Annotated in this window: 22 protein-coding genes; 14 read left to right on the forward strand and 8 right to left on the reverse strand. The window is 52.5% G+C overall.

Annotated elements, in window-relative coordinates:
- Positions 1-146: 146 nt before the first annotated feature.
- Positions 147-1,835 carry an HD domain-containing phosphohydrolase gene (locus D467_RS0112185; RefSeq protein WP_018917799.1) on the reverse strand — a complete coding sequence of 563 codons (1,689 nt, stop codon included), beginning with the start codon at positions 1,833-1,835 and terminating at the stop codon, positions 147-149.
- Positions 1,836-2,117: 282 nt separating this feature from the next.
- Between D467_RS0112185 and D467_RS0112190 the strand changes: the two genes are divergently transcribed.
- The gene (locus tag D467_RS0112190; protein ID WP_018917800.1) at positions 2,118-2,483 is read left to right on the forward strand and encodes a flagellar protein FlaG; all 366 of its coding nucleotides are present in this window, start codon (positions 2,118-2,120) and stop codon (positions 2,481-2,483) included.
- 94 nt (positions 2,484-2,577) lie between these two features.
- Here the strand turns inward: D467_RS0112190 and fliE are convergent, their stop codons facing one another.
- Positions 2,578-2,907 (reverse strand): flagellar hook-basal body complex protein FliE, encoded by a 330-nt coding sequence (gene fliE, locus D467_RS0112195; RefSeq protein ID WP_018917801.1) that lies wholly within the window; start codon positions 2,905-2,907, stop codon positions 2,578-2,580.
- A gap of 255 nt (positions 2,908-3,162) precedes the next feature.
- Here fliE and fliF point away from each other — a divergent pair, with 255 nt between their 5' ends.
- The 13 genes from fliF to fliR all read left to right on the forward strand — a co-directional run bounded on the left by fliF (position 3,163) and on the right by fliR (position 14,434).
- Entirely contained in the window at positions 3,163-4,923 is a 1,761-nt protein-coding gene (gene fliF, locus D467_RS0112200) for a flagellar basal-body MS-ring/collar protein FliF (RefSeq protein WP_018917802.1), read from the forward strand.
- The gene (gene fliG, locus D467_RS0112205) at positions 4,916-5,923 is read left to right on the forward strand and encodes a flagellar motor switch protein FliG (RefSeq protein WP_018917803.1); all 1,008 of its coding nucleotides are present in this window, start codon (positions 4,916-4,918) and stop codon (positions 5,921-5,923) included. Before fliF ends, fliG begins: the two co-directional genes overlap by 8 nt.
- Positions 5,916-6,668 carry a flagellar assembly protein FliH gene (locus D467_RS0112210; protein ID WP_018917804.1) on the forward strand — a complete coding sequence of 251 codons (753 nt, stop codon included), beginning with the start codon at positions 5,916-5,918 and terminating at the stop codon, positions 6,666-6,668. The genes fliG and D467_RS0112210 overlap by 8 nt, the downstream gene beginning before the upstream one ends.
- A 14-nt stretch (positions 6,669-6,682) precedes the next feature.
- The gene (gene fliI / locus D467_RS0112215; RefSeq protein ID WP_018917805.1) at positions 6,683-8,077 is read left to right on the forward strand and encodes a flagellar protein export ATPase FliI; all 1,395 of its coding nucleotides are present in this window, start codon (positions 6,683-6,685) and stop codon (positions 8,075-8,077) included.
- Complete coding sequence (fliJ, locus tag D467_RS0112220; protein WP_018917806.1) at positions 8,074-8,526, forward strand: flagellar export protein FliJ; 453 nt, start codon at positions 8,074-8,076, stop codon at positions 8,524-8,526. The genes fliI and fliJ overlap by 4 nt, the downstream gene beginning before the upstream one ends.
- Positions 8,527-8,545: 19 nt before the next feature.
- Entirely contained in the window at positions 8,546-9,898 is a 1,353-nt protein-coding gene (locus tag D467_RS19570; protein WP_018917807.1) for a flagellar hook-length control protein FliK, read from the forward strand.
- A 162-nt stretch (positions 9,899-10,060) separates the two neighbouring features.
- On the forward strand, positions 10,061-10,537 hold the full coding sequence (gene fliL, locus D467_RS0112230) for a flagellar basal body-associated protein FliL (protein WP_018917808.1): 477 nt from the start codon (positions 10,061-10,063) through the stop codon (positions 10,535-10,537).
- Between the two features lie 20 nt (positions 10,538-10,557).
- Complete coding sequence (gene fliM / locus D467_RS0112235; protein WP_018917809.1) at positions 10,558-11,613, forward strand: flagellar motor switch protein FliM; 1,056 nt, start codon at positions 10,558-10,560, stop codon at positions 11,611-11,613.
- The gene (gene fliN / locus D467_RS0112240; RefSeq protein ID WP_018917810.1) at positions 11,610-12,125 is read left to right on the forward strand and encodes a flagellar motor switch protein FliN; all 516 of its coding nucleotides are present in this window, start codon (positions 11,610-11,612) and stop codon (positions 12,123-12,125) included. The genes fliM and fliN overlap by 4 nt, the downstream gene beginning before the upstream one ends.
- A complete protein-coding gene (fliO, locus tag D467_RS0112245) occupies positions 12,122-12,562 on the forward strand; it encodes a flagellar biosynthetic protein FliO (protein WP_018917811.1) in 441 nt (146 codons plus the stop codon). The genes fliN and fliO overlap by 4 nt, the downstream gene beginning before the upstream one ends.
- An 8-nt stretch (positions 12,563-12,570) precedes the next feature.
- Positions 12,571-13,338: a flagellar type III secretion system pore protein FliP gene (gene fliP, locus D467_RS0112250; protein WP_018917812.1), complete on the forward strand. Its 768-nt coding sequence runs from the start codon at positions 12,571-12,573 to the stop codon at positions 13,336-13,338.
- 30 nt (positions 13,339-13,368) lie between these two features.
- Positions 13,369-13,638 (forward strand): flagellar biosynthesis protein FliQ, encoded by a 270-nt coding sequence (fliQ, locus tag D467_RS0112255; protein ID WP_018917813.1) that lies wholly within the window; start codon positions 13,369-13,371, stop codon positions 13,636-13,638.
- Positions 13,639-13,642: 4 nt separating this feature from the next.
- Positions 13,643-14,434: a flagellar biosynthetic protein FliR gene (fliR, locus tag D467_RS0112260; RefSeq protein WP_018917814.1), complete on the forward strand. Its 792-nt coding sequence runs from the start codon at positions 13,643-13,645 to the stop codon at positions 14,432-14,434.
- A gap of 74 nt (positions 14,435-14,508) precedes the next feature.
- Here fliR and flgL read toward each other — a convergent pair whose 3' ends face one another.
- The 6 genes from flgL to flgG all read right to left on the reverse strand — a co-directional run bounded on the left by flgL (position 14,509) and on the right by flgG (position 21,476).
- Positions 14,509-15,771 (reverse strand): flagellar hook-associated protein FlgL, encoded by a 1,263-nt coding sequence (gene flgL / locus D467_RS0112265; protein WP_018917815.1) that lies wholly within the window; start codon positions 15,769-15,771, stop codon positions 14,509-14,511.
- Between the two features lie 16 nt (positions 15,772-15,787).
- Entirely contained in the window at positions 15,788-17,719 is a 1,932-nt protein-coding gene (gene flgK, locus D467_RS0112270) for a flagellar hook-associated protein FlgK (RefSeq protein ID WP_018917816.1), read from the reverse strand.
- A 61-nt stretch (positions 17,720-17,780) separates the two neighbouring features.
- Entirely contained in the window at positions 17,781-18,803 is a 1,023-nt protein-coding gene (flgJ, locus tag D467_RS0112275) for a flagellar assembly peptidoglycan hydrolase FlgJ (RefSeq protein ID WP_018917817.1), read from the reverse strand.
- Entirely contained in the window at positions 18,803-19,933 is a 1,131-nt protein-coding gene (locus D467_RS0112280; RefSeq protein WP_018917818.1) for a flagellar basal body P-ring protein FlgI, read from the reverse strand. The genes flgJ and D467_RS0112280 overlap by 1 nt, the downstream gene beginning before the upstream one ends.
- 46 nt (positions 19,934-19,979) lie before the next feature.
- The gene (locus tag D467_RS0112285) at positions 19,980-20,669 is read right to left on the reverse strand and encodes a flagellar basal body L-ring protein FlgH (RefSeq protein ID WP_018917819.1); all 690 of its coding nucleotides are present in this window, start codon (positions 20,667-20,669) and stop codon (positions 19,980-19,982) included.
- 24 nt (positions 20,670-20,693) lie between these two features.
- The gene (flgG, locus tag D467_RS0112290) at positions 20,694-21,476 is read right to left on the reverse strand and encodes a flagellar basal-body rod protein FlgG (protein WP_018917820.1); all 783 of its coding nucleotides are present in this window, start codon (positions 21,474-21,476) and stop codon (positions 20,694-20,696) included.
- Between the last annotated feature and the right edge of the window lie 20 nt (positions 21,477-21,496).

Genomic DNA, 21,496 nt, shown 5'->3' on the forward strand with positions numbered 1-21,496 from the left:
CCGATATAAGACTGCCACCTGCCTTTCATCATGTGATACGAGCGCGCTATGCTCGGCTATAAATAGTATCGGCGCTATCAGGTCATACTTTAATGGTTAAGCATTCTTTTTCGCTGAATGATGACCAATGTCGGTAGAAAATTCCTTTACGTCGAGACCGCTACTTCCTGAGTCGGCTTTCCGAGTCGTTCGCGCACGTCGCCGCGCACCGAACCACCTAACGAATCACGCATGGGAGGAACCGCCTGCTGCGTTAACACTACTTCCAACGGCGCCCCTGCCTCATCCAAGCGCAGCACCCACGCTATCTGCTCACTGGAAAAACGTACCAGTGTTCCGACCGGTAACGCTTTAAAATGTTCGATGTAGCGTTTTACCCAGTGCAAGTCGAATTGGTGCGGATGGCGTAAAAGGTGCCGATAAATCTGCTGGGTGGTTTTAGCGGGGCGATCAGCACGGTCTCGGCGCATTGCTTCAATGACATCAACAACCGCGCTGGCCTTTGCAAGCTCATTAAGATCCTGTCCACTTAGGCCATCGGGATAGCCACTACCATCCAGGCGCTCATTAATTCCGCCAATAACTGCCTGAACGATACTCGCCGATAGCCACTGACAATGCTGAAGGCGATCTATCAACAAGGAGACATGCTCGCTCATGGCCTGCCGGTGCGTGGCCTCAAAACTTGGCGCTCTAAACACAACCTGAGGCACCAACACTTTGCCCAAATCGTGGATCAAGCCACTGGCGACAATCGCCTTACGTGCTTCGCGAGGCATATTGGCCCCAACCAAGTCGAGCAGATGTACCGCAACGGCGATCCCATGGCGCACCAGCAATGGCTCAAGTGACATACAGCGCGAGGCAAACAACAGCGCCTCACGGTCCTCTTCATGAAGCGCCAGCACGCGATCCGCATTGCGCGATAATCGCTGGCCATCAATCCCACTTCCCTGCTGCAAATGCAAAAGTTGAGCATTAAGATAGGCGGCCACTTTCACTAGGCGACGCGCCATCGGCGTTGCATAATGTTTTATATCCCGTCGCCCAACACGCTCACTGTCTATACGCCTATTAGGCTGCTCGAAGAGCGGTGATGGCTGCCGGTCATCCTGTACTTCTTTTTTATAGCGGGCGGCTTCACGCTCTATTTCGCATACGAAATACCAAATCTGACGCTCTTGCTCGGCAGTAAAGTTCGTAAATTTGAACCCAACGCGCAGCAGATGCTTTTCTGAATCGACCTTCTGATGGCGGGCAACGCCATGTCCTTCAAAATAAGTGCCGTCTGGAAAGCTAAGCGCAAGCTTAAGGGGAGCATCTGCTTCCGCCAATATACCGCTGGCGGTCATCGGCAGCTCCAACTGACAACCTTCCTGAGAAATATCGCGCAGCTCGCCAACCGCCACCTCACTCAACACACCAAATACGGTAGCGGTTACCGTCATTCCCATGCGCAGCTCGGCCCGAAAGGATTCACGACGCTGTAGAACATCTATAGTCGCTGGGTAGTCGCTGCAACATAAAAAACGCCCTCCCGAATGGCGCGTTTCCGTCAACGTCAGTAACGGCGTACGAGCCACTTTCCCCTGAGCCTGGCCCTGAAGATAAAATGCCTCGCCACTTTGCAGCCGCCCAAGCAGGTAATTAACCGAGGACAAATCCATTACAAGCGCTTTATCGACATGCTGCTCCATCAGCACAATAGGCTCAGCGCGCGCTTCAGGCGACGCCATGCAAAGCGATACACCGCCATTTTCAATCATTGTATTTAGCAGAGATTCAATCACCATTGAGCTGGCAACTGTTTCATACTCATCTTGCTGCGCTAGCATGTTCGCCTCGTTTTTACGACCGCGTTAATCGAAACTTATTGTTCAAAAGCCTACTGCACCGTGGCGCAGCATAGCAGAAGCTTTCTATTAAACGCAGACATTGTAACTATGCCGTTACACACCAGCCTCTCAGCATAGTTCGACGTATATAAAGTTTACGGCAAACCGGCCGATGGTATTAATGAAGTCCAATAAAGATGCCGGGCTGACATTACATCAAACGAATAAAACCTACCGGCCGGTAGCTAACAGTAGCGCTTACCTTTATGGGGAATAGCCGTCATGACACCATCACCAATCGATACGACAGCAACACTATCAATAACACCACATCGTTTAACACCGCAGCAGCGTCTGGACAGTACGCTAAATCAGTTATCTACGGTGCCCAACTCATCACCTTTAACAGATTTAGAAAATGTGAACGTCAAAACGGGTGAACTGGTTGAGCCAATTCAGCGCATCAACACGGCCATGCGAGCACATGGATTAGAGTTTGATGTTAGCGAGGAGTCATCACGAGTTATTACCCGCGTGATTGATCGCGAGTCCGGAGAAGTTATTCGTCAGATTCCTGCCGAGGAAGTATTAGCTATTGCCGAACGCCTGGAAGAAATGCAGGGTCGTCTTATTTCGCTAGAAGTTTAAGAACAAAAAAGCGAGCGTTACATAAGCGCCATGAGGAGCTTATACAATGGCGCCCTGTTTTAAGAGAGCTAAAGGGTTCCAGAGCAACAGGTTGTTACACTTGCATATTCATAACATCGCGATAGGCAGTTACCAAGCGATTACGCACCTGAAGCCCCATTTGAAAGGCAACGCTCGCTTTTTGCATATCCACCATCACGTCGTTTAACGCAACATTCGGCTCGCCCGCCTGAAAGGCCATGGCTTTTGCATCTGCAGCTTTTTGAAGACGGTTGATACGCTGAATCGAGGCTTGTAACTCACTGCCAAACCCTCCCTGCCCCACGGCAGTCGAGACGTGCTCACCCTTCAACGGCTGTGCTGCCGCCTGTGTGGCCAGTCCCTGCATTTGCTGAAGTGCTGCCTGGATAGCAGGTGTACTCATTGGCATGCCTCATCGGCTTCAAATGAAATAATGGGCAAAGCCTACCACTACCGGCCACTCGCTCATACGAACAAATACGCCCTAAAAGCCAAGCTTTTCGTTCATTTATGCTCGACACACCTCAGGATAATGGCGCCCATCACAATTCCGCCCCATCTTCTTGGCGGATAACCGCGATTGACGGATATAGCCTATGCCTTCTTTGGTGATGCGCCTGGGCCGACACCTGTTTTGCTTACCCCTATGGAGGGATGCATGAGTGAAATTGGTGCAACGGCAGGCCGTCAAAGTAACACGACACAAAGTGCCTCCCGTAGTAACTCAACAGACAGCGACTCAAAAAGTTCTTCACCGACTGAGCGCTTGCTAAAACAGTTACGCGGTAACCCATTAGTCATTCTACTGATCGCAGGGGCTGCTTCAATTGCCGTGGTGGCAGCACTGTTCATGTGGGCAAGTAGCCCAGAATACCGCGTTCTCTACAGCAATCTTAATGAAGCCGATGGCGGACGGATTATTGCCGAACTCGATAGCCGCGCCATACCTTATCAGTTTAGCGCAGGCGGCCAGGCGCTGCTGGTGCCTAGCGATCAGATTCATACACTAAGACTACAGCTTGCCGAGCAAGGCTTGCCCCGGGGCGGCAACGTCGGCCTTGAGTTAATGGATACCCAGGCGTTTGGTATTAGCCAGTTTGCCGAGCAGGTAAATTACCAGCGTGGCCTGGAAGGCGAGCTTGCCCGCTCGATGGAATCGCTCGGCCCTGTCGAGCGCGTTCGCGTGCATCTTTCTTTAGCCAAACCATCGGTGTTTATTCGTGACCGCGAGCCAGCCAAAGCCTCGGTCATACTCACCTTGCTACCCGGCCGAGTGCTGGGCGAAGGCCAAGTAAGCGCCATTGTTCACATGGTTTCCAGCAGCGTGCCTGAACTGGCCGCACAAGACGTCACGATCGTCGATCAAAACGGTCGCTTGCTGTCTGCTGACACCACACGTGGTAGCGACCTTGATGGGACTCAGCTTGAATATATCGCGGAAGTCGAACGCTCCTATCAGCGACGCATCGAGCATATTCTTACCCCCATTTTAGGCAGTACGAATGTCCGCGCTCAGGTAGCTGCGCAAATTGATTTTTCACGTCGCGAGCAAACGTCGGAACGCTACGGCCCTAACCAGCCCCCGAATGAAGCTGCCGTACGTAGCCGCCAGCTTAGCCTCTCTTTCGATGGTGATGATCCCTTAGCGAGTGGAATTCCGGGTGCATTAAGCAACTCTCCGCCTGGCACAGCCCCTTCCCCCATCAATCAACCTGATGGTGAAGAAGGCGATGAAGATGTGCCGCCGGAAGCACTGCGCAGTCTGCGCCAGGAAGACGTGGTCAACTATGAGGTTGATCGCAGCGTTGAGCATGTGCAGCAACGTCTCGGCCAAATTGAGCGGCTTTCAGCGGCAGTTGTGGTCAATTACCGTGATGTCATCAATGACGAAGGTGAGCTTGAACGCGTTGCTCTGACTGATGTTGAAGTCGCTCAGATCGAGCGGCTGGTACGCCAGGCCATGGGGTTTTCTCAACTACGTGGCGACCAGATTGAAGTGGTGAACTCACCCTTCGCCGACACTCGTGAGGAAATGGCTGAATCTGTATGGTGGAAGCAGCCTGAGACACTCGCAATGGCAGGTACGATAGGGCGTTACTTGCTAGTTGCCTTGGCGGCGCTGTTGATTTACCTGCTTATTCTGCGCCCCTTGATCAAGCGTTACACACAAACACCAGTAACGGCGCCAACAGCCGTACCTGGACGGACGCTTACCACCAGCGTGGGCGGCGTGGATGATGAGAGCGATGACGAAGCGGAAGGTGAAGGTATTGATGACGATACCTATAGCGACAAGCCCAAGCGTCGCCGTAAAACATCGCTGTATGAACATAATCTCAATGACCTACGCGAAATGGCTCAGGAAGATCCTCGTATGGTCGCCATGATCATTCGTAGCTGGATGAATAATAATGAGTAGCGCAACGGCCAACATGACTGGCGCTCGCAAGAGCGCCATCCTTCTCCTAGCTCTGGACGAAGACAGTGCAGCAGAGGTCTTCAAATACCTAAATGCTAGCGAAGTACAAGATATCAGTATGGAAATGGCGCGCCTGAATCAAGTATCCCATGAGGATATGAAGGCCGTGCTTGAAGCATTCCACCGGGAAACCGAAGAGTTCGTGGCGCTCAACCTTAATTCCAGCGAACACATTCGCTCTGTACTTACCAAGGCACTGGGCAGCGAGCGTGCCTCTAGCCTGATTGAAGATATATTAGAAACCGCGGGCGGCAACTCAGGCATTGATGCGCTCAACCTGATGGAAGCCTCCATGGTGGCTGAGCTTATTCGTGATGAGCATCCCCAGATCATTGCCACTATTTTGATCCATTTGGACCGCCATCAAGCAGCCGATATTCTTGAATTCTTTGAAGAGAAGCTGCGTAACGATGTGGTGCTACGTATTGCGACGTTTAGCGGTGTTCAGCCGGCAGCCTTGCAGGAGCTAACCGAGGTTCTGACTAGCATGCTGGATGGACAAAACCTTAAACGCAGCAAAATGGGCGGCGTAAGAACGGCGGCTGAGATTCTCAACCTGATGAACTCGTCTCAAGAAGAGACGGCTATCGAAACCGTTCGTGCCCACAGCGAAGACCTGGCTCAAAAGATTATCGACGAAATGTTCCTTTTCGAGAATCTGCTCGACCTGGACAATCGTGCTATTCAGATGGTGCTGCAAGAAGTCGAAACCAACTCTCTGGTGGTGGCACTCAAAGGCGCTCAGGAAGCCTTGGTCGACAAGTTCCTGCGCAATATGTCACAACGTGCTGCCGACCTGGTTCGCGAAGATATGGAAGCACGCGGCCCGATACGCGTATCGCAGGTCGAAACGGAACAAAAAGCCATCTTGCAGGTGGTGCGCCGTTTAGCTGACTCTGGGGAAATTGTCTTAGCGGGAGGAGATGACGAGTATGTCTAATTCATCGCCTGAGTTTGACCGCCATAGCAGCTGGCAACGTTGGCAAATGGACGAACTTGCCTCACCAAGCAAAAGCAGCGACCAAGCGGTCAGCAGCCCTACCGCGCATCAACGCAAAGTGCTGGCCGCTCAAAAGGCGGCTGAACAGGCGCACCAACGCGAACAGCAAGAGCGTCAAGCACTTTATGAGCGTCTACGCCAAGAGGCTGAAGAAGCGGGCTATCAGGCGGGGTTCCAACAAGGTCTCGAAGAAGGTACAGCAAAAGGCCTGGAAGAGGGCCGGCTTCAGGCTCGGGATGAATTACAAGAGCAATCACGTTTAGCGATAGCGCCTTTAGACACGCTAGCAAAGCAGTTTTCAGACGCGCTGGAACGCATTGATGAAACCATCGCCCACGACCTTGTTGAGCTTGCGCTGGCCACAGGTAAACAGCTGGCAGGCGAAGCCTTACAGGAAACACCGGAGCAGATACTCAACATCGTTCGTGAGCTTTTACACACCGAGCCGCCCCTGGTGGGCCAGCAGCGTTTATGGCTAAACCCTGACGACCATGTCCTGGTAGAAGACCATCTGGGTACAGAGCTCAGCGCGGCAGGCTGGAAATTACAGCCTGACGATCAGTTAGCTCGGGGTGGCTGCCGAATTACCAGCGCTCAAGGCGAACTGGATGCAACCTTTGAAAGTCGCTGGCATGCCATCCAATCGCAAGCCCGCAAGCGCCATTCACCAAGTACTGCGTCTTAATAGGCGAACGCGTAATGAGTGACTCCACCTGCCCTCACCAGCATCGCTGGCATAAAGCCATCCGCCGTACCACACAGCGGATAAGCCATTTGCCATGCTATCGCAGCAGCGGCCGCGTAACGCGAGCCACCGGCATGGTCATTGAGGTAGTCGGGTTACGTGTGGCCGTCGGAAGTGCTTGCCGTATCGAGCTCCCTGGGCCGGACGGGCGCCTGACGGATAGCCATAAACATGCCGAAGCTGAAGTCGTCGGGTTCGCAGGCGATAAGCTTTTTTTGATGCCACTCGAAGAAATTTCGGGGTTAATGCCCGGTGCCCGCGTCTCTCCGCTGGGTGATGGAAGTGGCCATAGCGCACGCCGTTTTCCCATTGGCGATGAACTGTTGGGCCGGGTATTAGACGGTAATGGCAACCCGCTGGATGACCGTGAGGGCCTCGAAGACGTGCCCCATGCCACACTTAGCTCAGCACCGCTTAATCCTCTTTCGCGAGCACCGATTGAGGATCAGATCGATGTGGGCATCCGCGCAATCAATGCGCTTTTAAGCGTCGGCCGAGGCCAGCGGATGGGGCTATTTGCAGGCTCAGGGGTAGGTAAATCGGTACTGTTAGGCATGATGGCACGGTATACCAAGGCCGATGTGATTGTTGTCGGACTAATTGGCGAGCGTGGCCGGGAAGTACAGGATTTTATTGACCATATTTTAGGGCCTGAAGGCCGTCGTCGCTCGGTCGTGGTAGCCGCGCCAGCAGATACCTCGCCGCTTCAACGGCTACAGGGTGCGGCTTATGCAACGCGTCTTGCCGAAGGCTTTCGTGATGCCGGTCGCAATGTGCTGCTAATTATGGACTCATTGACACGTTACGCCATGGCCCAGCGCGAAATTGCCCTCGCCATTGGCGAGCCCCCCGCGACAAAGGGCTATCCGCCCTCCGTTTTTGCCAAACTGCCAGGCCTTGTTGAACGGGCAGGCAATGCTGAGCGCGGCGGCGGCTCGATTACGGCTTTTTATACCGTTCTTACCGAGGGCGATGACCAGCAGGATCCGATTGCCGATTCGGCTCGGGCAATTCTGGATGGCCATATTGTGTTATCACGCGGTTTAGCCGAAGCCGGTCATTACCCAGCGATTGATATTGAAGCCTCGATCAGTCGTGCCATGACGGCGATTACTACGCAAGAGCAACTACAAGAAGCCCGCGTTTTCAAGCAGATGTTTTCCCGCTATCAGCGCAATCGCGACCTGATTAGCGTAGGTGCTTATAGCCCAGGACACGATCCAAGGCTTGACGAGGCGGTGAATCTTTTCCCCGCGCTGGAGCGTTTTCTTCAGCAGAACATTAATGAGTGTGCAACGCTTGAAGACTCACACCAAGCACTGCATGCCGTGGTGGGAGGCCGCACATGAGCCATTCGCAACTCGAGATGTTAACGGGATTAGCCAAAGATGCCCGCGACCAGGCAGGTAAACTGCTTGCTCATGAACGACAGACTGAGCAGCAGACCGCCGCCCAGCTGCAATCGCTTAGCCAGTATCGCGCCGAATATGCTGAGCGTTTGCAAAAGGCGATGAGCGAAGGTATCGACCCTGCCACCATGTACAATTACCAGCAGTTTTTAGCCTCGCTTGATGCGGCATTAAGCCGTGCCCGCCAAGCATTAATTGCTCAACAGCAGCGTGTCCAGCAGAGCCAGCAACACTGGCAGCAAGAGCAGCGTAAACTCTCCTCCTACGATACACTGGCGACGCGCCGGCTATCAGAAGAGCACCGCCGTCTTGAGCGTCATGAGCAAAAAACTAACGATGATCTGGTGACAGGCCGCTTGGCTCGCCAGCGTAACGAGAAACCGCATTAGCGGCACCGAGGGACAGTATATGAATATACAACTATTGCTTTCGGGGGCTCAAAGCCAAGGCGCTTCCTCGGTCACCAAGCAGACGTTATCCAGCACCTTGGAATCGTCACAGGGCGTTTTTCGTCAGGCGCTCTCTCAAGCTGCCAACGCGCCGTCACGCTCGTCTCAAGCGCATTCAACTTCTAGCGATTCAGCTGCTGCTATAGCAGCTCAACCGTTACAGGCTCTTGGCTTTGAGCTCAGCGAACAGTCGATTTCCTCACTCTTGTCGGGGGAAAGCTATTCAGTAGAGGGCCAAGCGTTGACTCCGCTTGATGAAATTGCAGCCCGAATGGACTTGGTTGCCTTGTTCGCTGACGCCCCGGCTGCTGACACACAACTTGAAACCATCCCTACGCTGGAAACGCTCATGCAACAGCTCAACATGGGCGAGGATCAAGTCGCAGAGCTTCTTAGTGAACTCGGTATACGTCATCAAGCTGATCAAGCATTGGGACTTGCTGAATCACTAATGAGTCTTACCGAAGAGCAAGCTGGTCAACTTATTAGCGCATTAAACGTCTTGCTCGCCTCCCCTCAAAATAGCGGAGGAGCATTACCGCTTAATGGCGACACCCCTCGCCAAGTGAGTGTATTACCTGTTCAATTGCTTAATGGTCAAGGCGCTCCTAGCCAGGAGTCATCAAACTCTCTTCATAGATCTCCAGCCGCCTCGATAAGCCAGGTCAATGCTCTTCCTGTAAGCAGTCAAGATTTTCTGGCGCAGCTTGAAACGCTGACGCCCTCAGCCCAGGCAGATAGTCGAACCATGTTGTCTGCGCTAGATGATGGGGAGCCAGCGTTACGCGCTAGCCAAATAGCTACGGCATTGTCAGGGCATACAGCACTTGGCAATTCCCCTACAGCAGCACCTGGGACTTCAACGGTAAACGCTTCAATGGGCACGCCTGTTAACAGCCCCGCCTGGCCTGCACAGCTTGGTCAGCAGCTGGTTCAGTTTGCGCAACGTGGCGGAGAACAACAGGTGAAAATGCAGCTGCATCCGGCGGAGTTTGGTCCTCTTTCAATTACCCTAAAGGTAAGCGAGCAGGGTACGCAGGCACATTTCTTATCGTCTCATATGCAGGTCCGCCAGGTAATTGAGCAGGCCATACCTCAGCTTCGTGAAGCACTTGCCGAGCAGGGCATTTCATTAGGGGAAACGTCCGTTGGCGAACAGCATAGCTCCAACGAGCAAGCCTTTGCCCAAAACGGCAGTGCGACAGGATCAAATAGTGGCGATAGCGTTTCAGGAACCGATAGTGGCGCAGTGACGCCTGCGGTAGAAAATCACTCTGTAACGCTTGATGGCCGAGTTGATCTTTACGCTTAGCATCAACGAAATGGATAGCGGCGTACGATTTAGATACGTGAAAAACAGCTAAACCAAAAGATAGGCTCGCCAAGCGAGCCTGTTCATTTCATCACTCACAGCCATATTAGGCATAATGCTTAATCAGTGGCATGTGTAGCGATTATGGGAACGGAACGAGAAATGGCTGAAAAAAGCGGTGGCTCCAAAAAACTGCTCTGGATAATGATTATTCTAGTGCTTCTCTCCTCTGCGGGCGCGGCTGCCGCCATTTATATGGTACTCGACCAGCGAGATGGCCATAGCGCTGGCGAAGGAGTCCAGCCAACAGCAGAGCGCGAATCACCTGTCTTTACGCGTATTGACCCCTTTACGGTCAATCTTGCCGATGACAGCTATGGTTCTCGCCTCCTATATACGGGCATCACGCTGCGTGTGGGTAATGATGAGAGCAAAGCGATTATCGAAGAACACATGCCTCAGGTGCGTAGCCGGTTACTGATTTTACTCTCGGGTAAACAGGCAAGCGAACTCACCTCGGTTGAAGGCAAAGAGCAGCTCGCACAGGCCATTATCAGCCGTCTCGGCGTTCCTTTAACGGAAAACCAGCCGCCGCTTGATTTACGTGAAGTGCTGTTTACCGAATTTATTGTGCAATAAGCCGGGAACTGGAGCCGTTCATGTCGCAGGACGATCTACTGTCCCAGGAAGAAATTGATGCCTTATTAAAAGGCGTCAGTGGTGATGATGAACCATCGCCTTCAGCATCGTCGTCGCAGGATGAGGCGCGCATTCGCCCTTATGATCCCTCAACGCAACATCGGGTCATTCGTGAGCGGCTGCATGCGCTCGACTTTATCAATGAGCGCTTTGCCCGCTACTTCCGAAACGGTTTATTTAACTTGATTCGGCGCAGCGCCGATATCACGGTTGAATCCGTTCGCTATCAAAGTTTTAGCGAGTTTTCACGCAATGTTCCGGTGCCGACCAACCTGAACCTTGTGTCAATGAAGCCCTTGCGCGGTTCTGCACTCGTAGTGTTTCCACCCAATCTTGTCTTTATGGTAGTGGATAACTTATTTGGCGGCGATGGGCGCTTTGTCACCAAGTCAGACGGCCGGGAGTTTACCAATACAGAGCAGCGTATTATTCACCGCCTACTGAACCTGGCGATTGATGCCTATCAGGAAGCGTGGAAAGTTGTGTACCCGCTTGATGTTAACTTTATGCGCTCCGAGGTGCAGTCTAAGTTTGCCAACATCACCAATTCGCCAAACGAAATTGTCGTCAATACCAAGTTCAACATTGAGGTTGGCAATCTCTCAAGCAATTTCCAGATTTGCATGCCGTACGCCATGATTGAGCCTTTGCGGGATCTTCTGGCCAACCCTATCAATGATAGTAATCACGACCATGACGGCACTTGGTCCCGCCGCATGGCCAGCGAATTACGTCAATCCGAAGTAGAGCTTGTAGCGGAGTTTGCCCAAATACCTAGCCGTATTGCGCATGTGATGGGGCTAAAGCAAGGCGATGTATTACCGTTGGACATCCCCGATACGATTACCGCCCGTGTTGATGGAGTCCCCGTCATGGAATGCGAGTATGGCAGCCAGCGTCAGCAGCATGCGCTGCGCGTGCTTCACATGATCGACCATGCCGCTATGAATAACGTATCGTCAAAGGACTTTATTAAAGGTTCGACGCGACAGAAAGCCAAGGAATCCAAAGCATGACTGATCCCAACAAACCCAATCAAAATGTCTCCGATGACGATTGGGCGGACGCCATGTCTGAACAAGCAGAGAGCCCCGCCACTACCGGTGCGGCCGATGAGGAAGATCCATGGGCGGCGGCGATGGCTGAACAGGAAGCGGCGGAAGAACAACCCGCACCTAGCAACGCAGCACCTGACACCTCAGCTGCCAAAGCGGCCAGCGACGATATTTTTCGCCCTCTCAACGCCATAGGCGAAAGCGCGCAGGCGCGTGATCTCGAAATGGTCATGGATATTCCGGTTAAGCTTACCGTAGAGCTTGGCCGTACAAAATTAACGATCAAGCAGCTACTTGAACTTGCTCAAGGGTCTGTTATCGAGCTTGATGGACTGGCGGGTGAACCCATGGATATTTTGATTAACGGCTATTTGATCGCACAGGGTGAAGTCGTCGTTATTGAAGATAAGTACGGTATTCGTATTACGGAAATCATTACCCCTTCCGAGCGCATTCACAAGCTTAACCGATGAGTGTTGAAGCAACTTCACTCCAAAACGGCGCGCTAGAGTCGCTTAGCGATAGTGGTGATGCGTTTATCGGTATGGCCATGCTAGGCAAGACTGCCGCGGCGCTTGCATTCGTTATTGCCATGATCCTGCTTTGCACAGCGCTTTTGAAACGCTGGCAAAACGTGCGCCCTCAACAGGGCGCCCGGCTACGCGTCATTACAAGCACACCGGTTGGAAGTCGTGAGCGCGTAGTCGTCGTGGAAATCGAAGATACCTGGCTGGTCCTTGGCGTGAGCGGTGGGCGAATTACCAAGCTACACGAGCGCCCAGCACCAGAAGAACGCCCAAGCGATGACTCTCCCCGCGATGATGCTCCACGCTTTGCACAACGGCTTTCTCAGGCGCTGGCAAAAAACCGGCGCAAAAGTGCAGGCGATGATCCACATCAAACACCATGAGGCATAGGATGGACTCCTCTCGGCCCTACTGGCAGCCCTGGCTGCTGTTTGGCATTGCTATTGCTTTTTGTATGCTGGTTAGTCCCGCACACGCTCAGCAATTGCCAGGCATTATCTCGCAACCGCTTGAGGACGGTGGTCAGCAGTGGTCGCTATCGCTTCAAACACTGCTGTTTTTAAGCTCGCTGGCCTTCTTGCCAGCGATGTTACTGATGATGACCAGCTTTACCCGGATTATCATTGTCCTTAGCCTTCTCCGAACAGCGATGGGCACCCAAGCAACGCCGCCTAATCAGGTATTGCTGGGTATCGCGCTGTTTTTGACCTTTTTTATCATGTCACCCGTTCTGGCACAGGTGTACGACACGGCCTGGCAGCCTTTATCGAATGAGACTATTAATTTTGAAGAATTTTTATTACGCGCTCAGCTGCCGTTTCGCGAGTTTATGCTTGCTCAGACGCGAGAACCCGACTTGGCCCTGTTCGTGCGCTTAGCGGATGTAGGCCCTCTGCAAGGCCCTGAAGAGCTCCCCTTCCGTGTCCTTCTGCCGGCCTTTGTTACCAGCGAGCTTAAAACCGCCTTTCAAATCGGGTTTACGGTTTTTATTCCCTTTTTGATTATCGACCTGGTGGTTGCCAGCACCCTTATGGCGCTGGGGATGATGATGGTGCCCCCTGTGACGATTTCGTTACCGTTCAAATTGATGCTTTTTATACTGGTTGACGGTTGGCAGTTAATTATTGGCTCACTGGCCCAAAGTTTTTATGTTACTTAGGTGTCGCATTAAGCGGCAAGGAGCAATTCAATGACGCCTGAGATGGTGATGAGCATGGCTTACCAGGGCATGCGTGTAACGCTATTTCTTGCGGGCCCCATACTGCTGGCAGCACTCTTTACCGGTTTGATCGTCAGCCTCTTTCAAGCGGCCACGCAAATTAACGAAATGACGCTGACATTTATTCCTAAAATTCTGGCGGTGTTTGCTGTCTTGGTACTCGCAGGCCCATGGCTAATTAGTTTGATTACTGATTTTACTACCCGGCTGTTTAGCAACATTCCCAACATGGTGATGTAGTGCCATGGTGGATATCACCTTTGCTCAGTTGCAGGGCTGGTTAATTGCCTTTATATGGCCCTTTGCGCGCATTACGGCATTTATGGCCGCTTCTCCGCTTTGGGGGCATTCCAGCATCCCGAACCAGGCAAAAGTTGGACTCGCGGCATTAGTTACCATTGTCATTGCCCCTATTCTTCCTGCCATGCCGAATGTTGCCATTATGTCGTGGGCAGGGGTAGGTATCATGGTGGAGCAGATGCTTATCGGGCTGGCCATGGGACTGGTAATGCATATTGTGTTTGCTGTTGTTCAAGCGGCCGGAGAGTACATTGGCTTACAGATGGGTTTAGCGTTTGCGACCTTTTTTGATACCTCAAGCGGCACCAATATCATGGTTCTTTCGCGTATTTTATATATGATTACGCTGCTGATGTTTTTGGCGTTTAATGGCCATTTAATGGTGCTTGAAACGCTGATCATGAGCTTTGTGACCTTACCTATTGGTATCGGAGGCTTAAATCCTGGCGCCTTTGAGCTTCTAGCCCGTTACGCAGGCACTATTTTTGCCTCCGGCATGTTACTGGCACTGCCACTGGTGGGTGCGCTACTGATTATTAATCTGGCGCTTGGGATTCTTAACCGCTCAGCCCCCCAACTTACGGTTTTCAACATAGGCTTTCCCACCTCATTAACCGTGGGAATTACGCTTATGATGGTATTAATGAACGATATCGGACGTTTTCTGCAATCGCTCTTTAGCCAGGCACTGGGAATGATGCAAACCTTGATAGAAACAATGGCACCCTTAAACTAAAGCTCCTATATGAAAGCCCCTATGTCTAAAAGACATAGGGGCTTTACGTATCGACGTCCACTCGCGACTAACGATTACATATAGTCGAACAGCGACATGCCTTTAATATCGACAAATGCCTTTTGCGATGCCTGCAAGCCAACCTGACGCAAACTGTACTCAGAAATTGCCTCAGCGTAATCAAGATCGACTAAATCTGACAGCGTCTGCGTATAGTTCATCATCCGGTTGCTGCCGACTGCATCAATAACATCCAGCTCATTAAGCCTTGCACCGGCAGAGGCACGAACTGTTAATACATTATCCAGTGCGTTATCCAAATCACGCATTGAGGTATTCAGGGTATTGCGCAGTTCCGCTCTCTCACTAGTACTTTCGGCAGGGGTTTCCAATACGCGAATAGCCGACTCTAACGTTTTAAACAGATCTGGTTCGCGCTGATCACTGCCTGCCTGGGCGACTAAAATTTGATCGCCTGGCTGCGGTTGACCTTCTAGTGAGACTTTTACTCCGCCGAACGCGAGCTGCTGCGTATCCGTGCCGCCAGTATAGGGCTGATCAACATGCTCCTCGACGTTAGACCAGGCATTTGTGGCTTCGTCAAAACGCTGTACTGTATAGGTGGGCGCATCCTCCGTTCCGCCGAAGGCGACACGGTAGTCATCCCCATAATTGTCATCGCTAACGTCGGTGACCTGGGGGCCACTAAAGGTCACGCTACCCGTGTTGCGTGTGCCATCTTCTTTGACAGCTTCTGCAATATAGCCAGCACCACTGGGCACACTTTGGAAAATAGTTTTACCATTTTCGGTAACAGGCATTAAGCGGGAGGCGTCAACCTGCTGCTGACGACCATTGACATCGCCACTATATTCAACATTACCTTCAGCCGTTTTAACAAAAGGCGGCGCATTATCTTTATAGCCACCAAACAGATAGCGTCCATTGCCATCGGTAGCATTAGCTTGACCAATCAGCGTTTCATAAACCCCTTTTAGCTCGCTGGCTATCGACTCACGGTCAGCGTCGCTAAGGGTGTCGCTGGAGGCCTGGATTAACAGTGTTTTGGCACTAGTGACCGCATCACTCACGCTGTTTAAGATGCTTTCTGTTTGAGAAAGCGAATTTCGGGCGGAAACGCGCGAGTCCGCATACTGCTCTGTGATGGCGATCGACTGATCAACACCAACGGCACGTGATGCCGCCTGCGGATCATCTGAAGGATTCACCACCCGGCGACCGCTGGCGATCTGTTGGCTCACCTTTAAGAAATCGCTCTGCTGGCGGTTCATGGACGCCGTGCTTTGCTCAAACATGGTAACAGTACTAATACGCATAATTTAAGCTCCAGAATTAGCCGCGCAGGTTCAAGATGGTATCCATAATGGTGCCCGCCGTATCAATGACACGAGCGTTAGCCATATAGTACTGCTGATAACGAATCAGGTTGGCGGCCTCTTCATCCAGGTTAACGCCCGACTCAGACTGCTGAACAGCACGCAGCTGATCGGTTAGGCCTTGGCGCGCATCCAGGTTGACCTGAGTAATATTAGTGCGGTTGCCGACATCGCTGACAATCGATGCATAAGCACCGCTCACAGAAGCAGAGCCACCCACCACGGACTTGCTCTGCAGTTCTTGCAGGGCCAATGCGTTACGGTTATCGCCAGTGGCTGCAATAATGTTTTGGCTGACGGTTAACGTTGCCGTTGCATCCTCGCCTGGGAGTTCATCAAGCGTAAAGCTGATGCCATCAATAACAACAGTATCTCCAGCTGATAACTTATCTTCAGCCGCATCAAAGACTGCACCGTCAACGGTGATTCTTGCATCAGGCGTCAGTGTCAGCGTGCCTTCTTCATCCACCCTTAGTTGATATTTCTTATTCTCGGAGAAAGCCCCTGAGGCGGTGCTTAACCCGCTAACATCTAAATTGCCCGTGCTTTTAAATGAGTTAAGCGGGCTACCGCCTTCGTCATCAAGCCCCGCATCACCAGCGGCTATTTTGTCCACATCAGCAATGTTCACTTCCATACCGTTACCGGCACGACGTACAGGTTGGATTTCGAAGCGGTCACCTGCTTGCGTATTACCATTAAACTCAACGCTAATACCGCCAAACTTCAGCTCATTACCGTTATCCCAAGCCTCTTGATCGAACTCTACAACCTGCCCAGTATCATTACGCGTAACGACAGGGGCATTATCCTCAAAACGAACGGTGTAATCGGTTGCCTTAAGCTGATCGATATTGTCGGCGTCAAATGTCACCGTCACATCAGCATTGCCGATATTTTTTTCATTGGCGTAGCCTTGTGGCGCACGTACGGAGAAAAAGTCACCTCCCTGCTCACCATCCAGATCTACACCTTTTTTATGCTGCTCATTGAATGCAACGGATAGCGAGACTGCCAGTTGACCAATCTGATTTTGGGTCTTGTCCAGCGTTTCTGAGCGGAAGGTCATTAACCCACCTAACGCACCGCCTTTGATCGTTGATTCGTCTAGCTTTGTTAAATTATTACCGCCATCACGATAACCGACTACCGTACGCTGCGGGTCTGAATCAGCTGGCACGGCTTCAAGCTTAAACGAGTTTGTCCCCGTCACCAGCGGCTGACCATTGGGTAAACTGATATTGTAGGTTTTACCATCTTGAACATTCAGACGCAGATCCATGCGCTCGTTAAGGTCGGAAACCATTTTATCGCGCTGGTTCAGCAGACTATTAGGCGCTTCACCTGTTCGCGCACGGGCCAAGGCTATCTCTTTATTTAAGCCAGCAATCTGTTCTGTCGTATTATTGATCTGGGTAACTTCGTCTTTGATTTGGCTATTGATATTGCTCTGCATATCCTGCAGATAGCCATCAAAGGAACGGAATTGAGCACTCAATGTATTCGCTGTGCCTAACACGCCTTGTCGAGCGGCGGGGTCAGATGGCGAGCTGGCAAGATCCTCCAGCGAAGAGAAGAAACCCTGCATCAGTGGCGATAAGCCCGCTGCTCGGTCGGCCAGCAGGTTATCGATTTGCGAAACCTGATTGTTATAGGTTTCAAGCGCACTCGATTGGGTTTTCGCACTGTTAAGCTGATTGGCGACATAGGTATTAAACTGCCGCTCAATGGCATTAACCTGCACACCGCCACCAACACGCCCCTCACCCAACTGGGTAAGTTCACGGTTATAGCCAGGCGTAAAAATATTACTAATATTGTTACTGGTGGTGTTAAGGGCATTCTGGGCGGCATTAAGGCCGCTTAAGCCAACAGAAAACATGCTCATGGTTCATATCCTTGGGCCGATAGACAATTTATCGGCAGCGCCCTGAAAAACTTGAGCCCCGTTAGCGCGAATCCGCTAAGAAGGTACCCTGAGTTAGTGGCCCCATGGTGTTCATGACGGCGACCAGTTTTTGTGCATAGCGTGGATCAGTGGCGTAACCGCCCTGCTGCAGGGCATGGGCTGCCTGCTCGGCATTAGCAGCCTGCACAACACCAGCATAGCGGGGATTATTGCCGATCAGGTTGGCATAGTCGGTAAGCGAATGTTCAAACGAATCATATACCCGGAACGTATCAACGACCTGGGTACGCCGACCGTTAATGTATTCGTGAGTCACGATATCCGTTGTCTCACCCTGCCAGTGGCTACCTGCCTTGATTCCAAACAGGTTATGGCTATTACCTCCCCGATGAGTCGGTATTTCATGCCGACCCCAGCCGGTTTCAAGCGCCGCCTGAGCTAGAATAAGCTCAGCAGGCACTCCGCTGGCCGCACTGGCAGCTTGAGCGGGTACCGCTAGTTTTTCCATAAATCGCTGCACGTGATCAGGCGCATTGACTGTTGTTACCGGAGCATTAATAGTGATCGGCTGGCTTTCTTCGACGATGGTGCCCTGACGTATTGCTTCAAGCTCGCTCAAGAATCGGCTAGTGGCTTGAGCGCCTACAGCACGCTCATCTTGAGGCTGTAGCGCCCCATCCAGCACGCGAGGCGTACCACGAGGGATGCCCGCAATTAGCGTTTGTAGCTCTTGGTCAGCGTTATTAGCGTTACCTACAACGCCTTGGCGCTTTAGCTGGTCTACCAACACATCGGCTAACCCCATACCTTTAGACGCAATTACCTGTGACCACTGTTGGTCCAACATCTGTTGGTAGGTATCGGTCGTGTTACTGCTCAGTAAACCGGAGGTGGGGATGGCGTCACGCATACTCTTCATCATCATTTGTACGAAAAGCGCTTCAAACTGCTGGGCGGCCGAATGCACACCGGCTTCAGGGTCCATTCGAGCGGTATGCTGCAAGCGCTGAAAGCCCTGCACATCGAGTGCAAACTGGCTGGTCATGTCATTGGAAATACTCATCAGATGACCTCCAGCTCAGCGCGAAGCGAGCCGGACGCTTTCAGCGCTTCCAGAATCGACATCAGATCCTGCGGCGTGGCACCCAGCGCATTCAAGGCGTTCACTACTTCATTAAGCTGCGCCCCTTCAACAATCTGAAGATAGGCCTCCTGCTGCTCGATATTAATATCGGCATCCGGCACCACCACGGTTTGCCCCTGCCCTAAGGGCGCTGGCTGACTCACACCAAAGCGCGTATCAATCATGATCGACAGGCTGCCATGGGCAACCGCGGCCTGGCGCAGTGTCACGGAGCTATTCATCACCACAGAGCCCGTGCGCGAATTCAGTACCACTCGCGCCGGGGCTTCTGTGGGCGTGACCTGGACATTCTCGACCCGCGCCATGAAATTGACCCGCGCGTTAGGGTCAAGTGGGCCATCCAAAGCGATCACACGGCCATCGCGAGCATAGGCAACCGACTGGCCAAACTCGCTATTAATGGCCGTTACCATGCGCTGCACGGTACCAAAGTCAGCATCGTTCAGCTGCAGCTCCAGTAAGCCGCCATTGCCCCCCAGGTTCAACGGCACCTCACGTTCAACCAGCGCTCCGCCGGGGATACGCCCTGAGGCCTGCTGGTTGATCTGCACGCTACTTCCACCGGCCTGGGCACCCGCACCACCTACCAGCATATTGCCTTGGGCAATCGCATAGGTATCACCATCAGCCCCCTTCAGCGGCGACATCAAGAGTGTACCGCCGCGCAGGCTACGCGCGTTGGCAATCGACGAAACGACAATATCTAGACGCTGGCCGGGGCGCGAAAAGGGGGGAAGATCAGCGGTTATCATGACGGCCGCTACGTTACGCAGCTGCATATTGGTACCCGGCGGGATAGTCACGCCCAGCTGTGACAGCATGTTCGTCAAGCTCTGGCCGGTAAACGGTGCCTGAGTCGTTTGGTCACCGGTGCTGTCCAGGCCCACGACCAGCCCGTAACCCACTAGTTGGTTATCGCGCACGCCGGCAAAGGTGGCCAGCTCGCGGATGCGTTCAGCATGGGCCGGAAAGGCAAGCAGGCACACAAGCAGAACGCTACCTAGCTGCGCTAGCTGTCTTTTAATGGATTTAACACCGTTTAGCCGCATTGCCATCACTCTAGATTACTCTGCTGTTTGGTTTTTCCAGACATCGCTAGAAAGGCGAAACATTTAGGAAAAAGCGCTGCAGCCAACCCATATGCTGCGCTTCATTGATATAGCCATCGCCAACATATTCGATGCGGGCATCCGCGACTTGTGTTGATGGCACCGTATTCTGTGTCGTTATCGTTCGGGGGTTAACCACGCCCGAGAAACGAATAAATTCGGTTCCCTGGTTGATGGCTATCTGCTTCTCCCCTCTGACTCGCAAGTTGCCGTTATTCATGACTTCCAGTACGGACACCGTGATGGTGCCGGTGAAAGAGTTCGTCGCTTGCGCCCCGCCGCCACCGGTAAAATCACTGGCACCCGAAACATCAAAACCATATTCGGCCAGGGTATCCAGTACATCCGGTAATTGCGCCAGTGTCAGCGAAGAGCTACCTGCTCGGGCCGCGTTGGTACTAGCATTTTTGCTTGCACTTACCTGCTCATCCAGCACGATGGTGAGGATATCGCCCATGGCTCTAGGTCGGCGGTCTTCAAACAATGGCTGATAGCCACGCCGCGACTGGTAGATGGACCCATTGGCAACAGGCGGCGGACGATCCACGATATCAATCTGCTCCTGCTCGCCCACAACTGAGGCGCGGGGTATCTGCGCGCAGCCAGCGGCCAGCAATATAAAAAACAGCAAAGCGATGACGCCTAGCCGACGGCTAACGTAGTGAAATTCCCGCATGGCTCAATAAACCTCAACGCGCACTTATAACTGGCTTAAGCGTGCCAGCATTTCATCGCTGGTAGATACCGCTTTACTGTTAATCTCATACGCACGCTGTGTCTGAATCATGCTGACCATTTCTTCTACGACATTCACGTTTGAGGTTTCAACATAGCCTTGAAACAGGCGTCCAGCGCCATTATTACCGGGTGCATTTTGGTTAGGGGCTCCCGATGCGCCGGTTTCCAGATATAAGTTGCCGCCCACGCTTTCTAAGCCGGCCGGATTAATAAACGACGCGACGTTGATTTGGCCAATATTAGCATCCTGGGCTATTCCTGGCTGACGAACGCTGACCGTACCATCTTCGCCAATAGACACCGACAGCGCATTTTCAGGAATAAAAATAGCAGGCTCTAACGGATAACCGTTTGCCGTCACCATCTGGCCATTTTCATTGAGCTGGAAGCTACCATCTCGGGTGTAGCCGTTAGTCCCATCAGGTAGTAATACCTGGAAGAAACCTTCACCGTTAATGGCAATATCACGCGAATTGCCGGTTTCTTCCAGGCCGCCTTGGGTATGTAGTCGCTCCGTGGCGACAGCACGCACTCCCGTGCCTACCTGCATACCTGAAGGCAGACGGTCCTGAATATTATTCTGCGCGCCAGGCTGGCGCATGTTCTGATACAGCAGATCTTCAAAAACCGGACGTGAGCGCTTGAATCCATTGGTGCTGACGTTGGCCAAGTTATTGGAGATAACGTCCAGCTTCGTCTGCTGAGACTCCAGCCCCGTCTTGGCGGTCCACAAAGAAGTAATCATGAGAATTCGTGTTCCCTTGG

Source organism: Vreelandella zhanjiangensis DSM 21076, assembly GCF_000377665.1.
Classification (GTDB): Bacteria; Pseudomonadota; Gammaproteobacteria; order Pseudomonadales; family Halomonadaceae; genus Vreelandella; species Vreelandella zhanjiangensis.

Excerpts from the sequence above, each read along its gene's own strand:
- D467_RS0112185 (WP_018917799.1), bottom strand. The coding sequence starts at position 1,835 with ATGCTAGCGCAGCAAGATGAGTATGAAACAGTTGCCAGCTCAATGGTG.
- D467_RS0112190 (WP_018917800.1), top strand. The coding sequence starts at position 2,118 with ATGACACCATCACCAATCGATACGACAGCAACACTATCAATAACACCA.
- fliE (WP_018917801.1), bottom strand. The coding sequence starts at position 2,907 with ATGAGTACACCTGCTATCCAGGCAGCACTTCAGCAAATGCAGGGACTG.
- fliF (WP_018917802.1), top strand. The coding sequence starts at position 3,163 with ATGAGTGAAATTGGTGCAACGGCAGGCCGTCAAAGTAACACGACACAA.
- fliG (WP_018917803.1), top strand. The coding sequence starts at position 4,916 with ATGAGTAGCGCAACGGCCAACATGACTGGCGCTCGCAAGAGCGCCATC.
- D467_RS0112210 (WP_018917804.1), top strand. The coding sequence starts at position 5,916 with ATGTCTAATTCATCGCCTGAGTTTGACCGCCATAGCAGCTGGCAACGT.
- fliI (WP_018917805.1), top strand. The coding sequence starts at position 6,683 with ATGAGTGACTCCACCTGCCCTCACCAGCATCGCTGGCATAAAGCCATC.
- fliJ (WP_018917806.1), top strand. The coding sequence starts at position 8,074 with ATGAGCCATTCGCAACTCGAGATGTTAACGGGATTAGCCAAAGATGCC.
- D467_RS19570 (WP_018917807.1), top strand. The coding sequence starts at position 8,546 with ATGAATATACAACTATTGCTTTCGGGGGCTCAAAGCCAAGGCGCTTCC.
- fliL (WP_018917808.1), top strand. The coding sequence starts at position 10,061 with ATGGCTGAAAAAAGCGGTGGCTCCAAAAAACTGCTCTGGATAATGATT.
- fliM (WP_018917809.1), top strand. The coding sequence starts at position 10,558 with ATGTCGCAGGACGATCTACTGTCCCAGGAAGAAATTGATGCCTTATTA.
- fliN (WP_018917810.1), top strand. The coding sequence starts at position 11,610 with ATGACTGATCCCAACAAACCCAATCAAAATGTCTCCGATGACGATTGG.
- fliO (WP_018917811.1), top strand. The coding sequence starts at position 12,122 with ATGAGTGTTGAAGCAACTTCACTCCAAAACGGCGCGCTAGAGTCGCTT.
- fliP (WP_018917812.1), top strand. The coding sequence starts at position 12,571 with ATGGACTCCTCTCGGCCCTACTGGCAGCCCTGGCTGCTGTTTGGCATT.
- fliQ (WP_018917813.1), top strand. The coding sequence starts at position 13,369 with ATGACGCCTGAGATGGTGATGAGCATGGCTTACCAGGGCATGCGTGTA.
- fliR (WP_018917814.1), top strand. The coding sequence starts at position 13,643 with ATGGTGGATATCACCTTTGCTCAGTTGCAGGGCTGGTTAATTGCCTTT.
- flgL (WP_018917815.1), bottom strand. The coding sequence starts at position 15,771 with ATGCGTATTAGTACTGTTACCATGTTTGAGCAAAGCACGGCGTCCATG.
- flgK (WP_018917816.1), bottom strand. The coding sequence starts at position 17,719 with ATGAGCATGTTTTCTGTTGGCTTAAGCGGCCTTAATGCCGCCCAGAAT.
- flgJ (WP_018917817.1), bottom strand. The coding sequence starts at position 18,803 with ATGAGTATTTCCAATGACATGACCAGCCAGTTTGCACTCGATGTGCAG.
- D467_RS0112280 (WP_018917818.1), bottom strand. The coding sequence starts at position 19,933 with ATGCGGCTAAACGGTGTTAAATCCATTAAAAGACAGCTAGCGCAGCTA.
- D467_RS0112285 (WP_018917819.1), bottom strand. The coding sequence starts at position 20,669 with ATGCGGGAATTTCACTACGTTAGCCGTCGGCTAGGCGTCATCGCTTTG.
- flgG (WP_018917820.1), bottom strand. The coding sequence starts at position 21,476 with ATGATTACTTCTTTGTGGACCGCCAAGACGGGGCTGGAGTCTCAGCAG.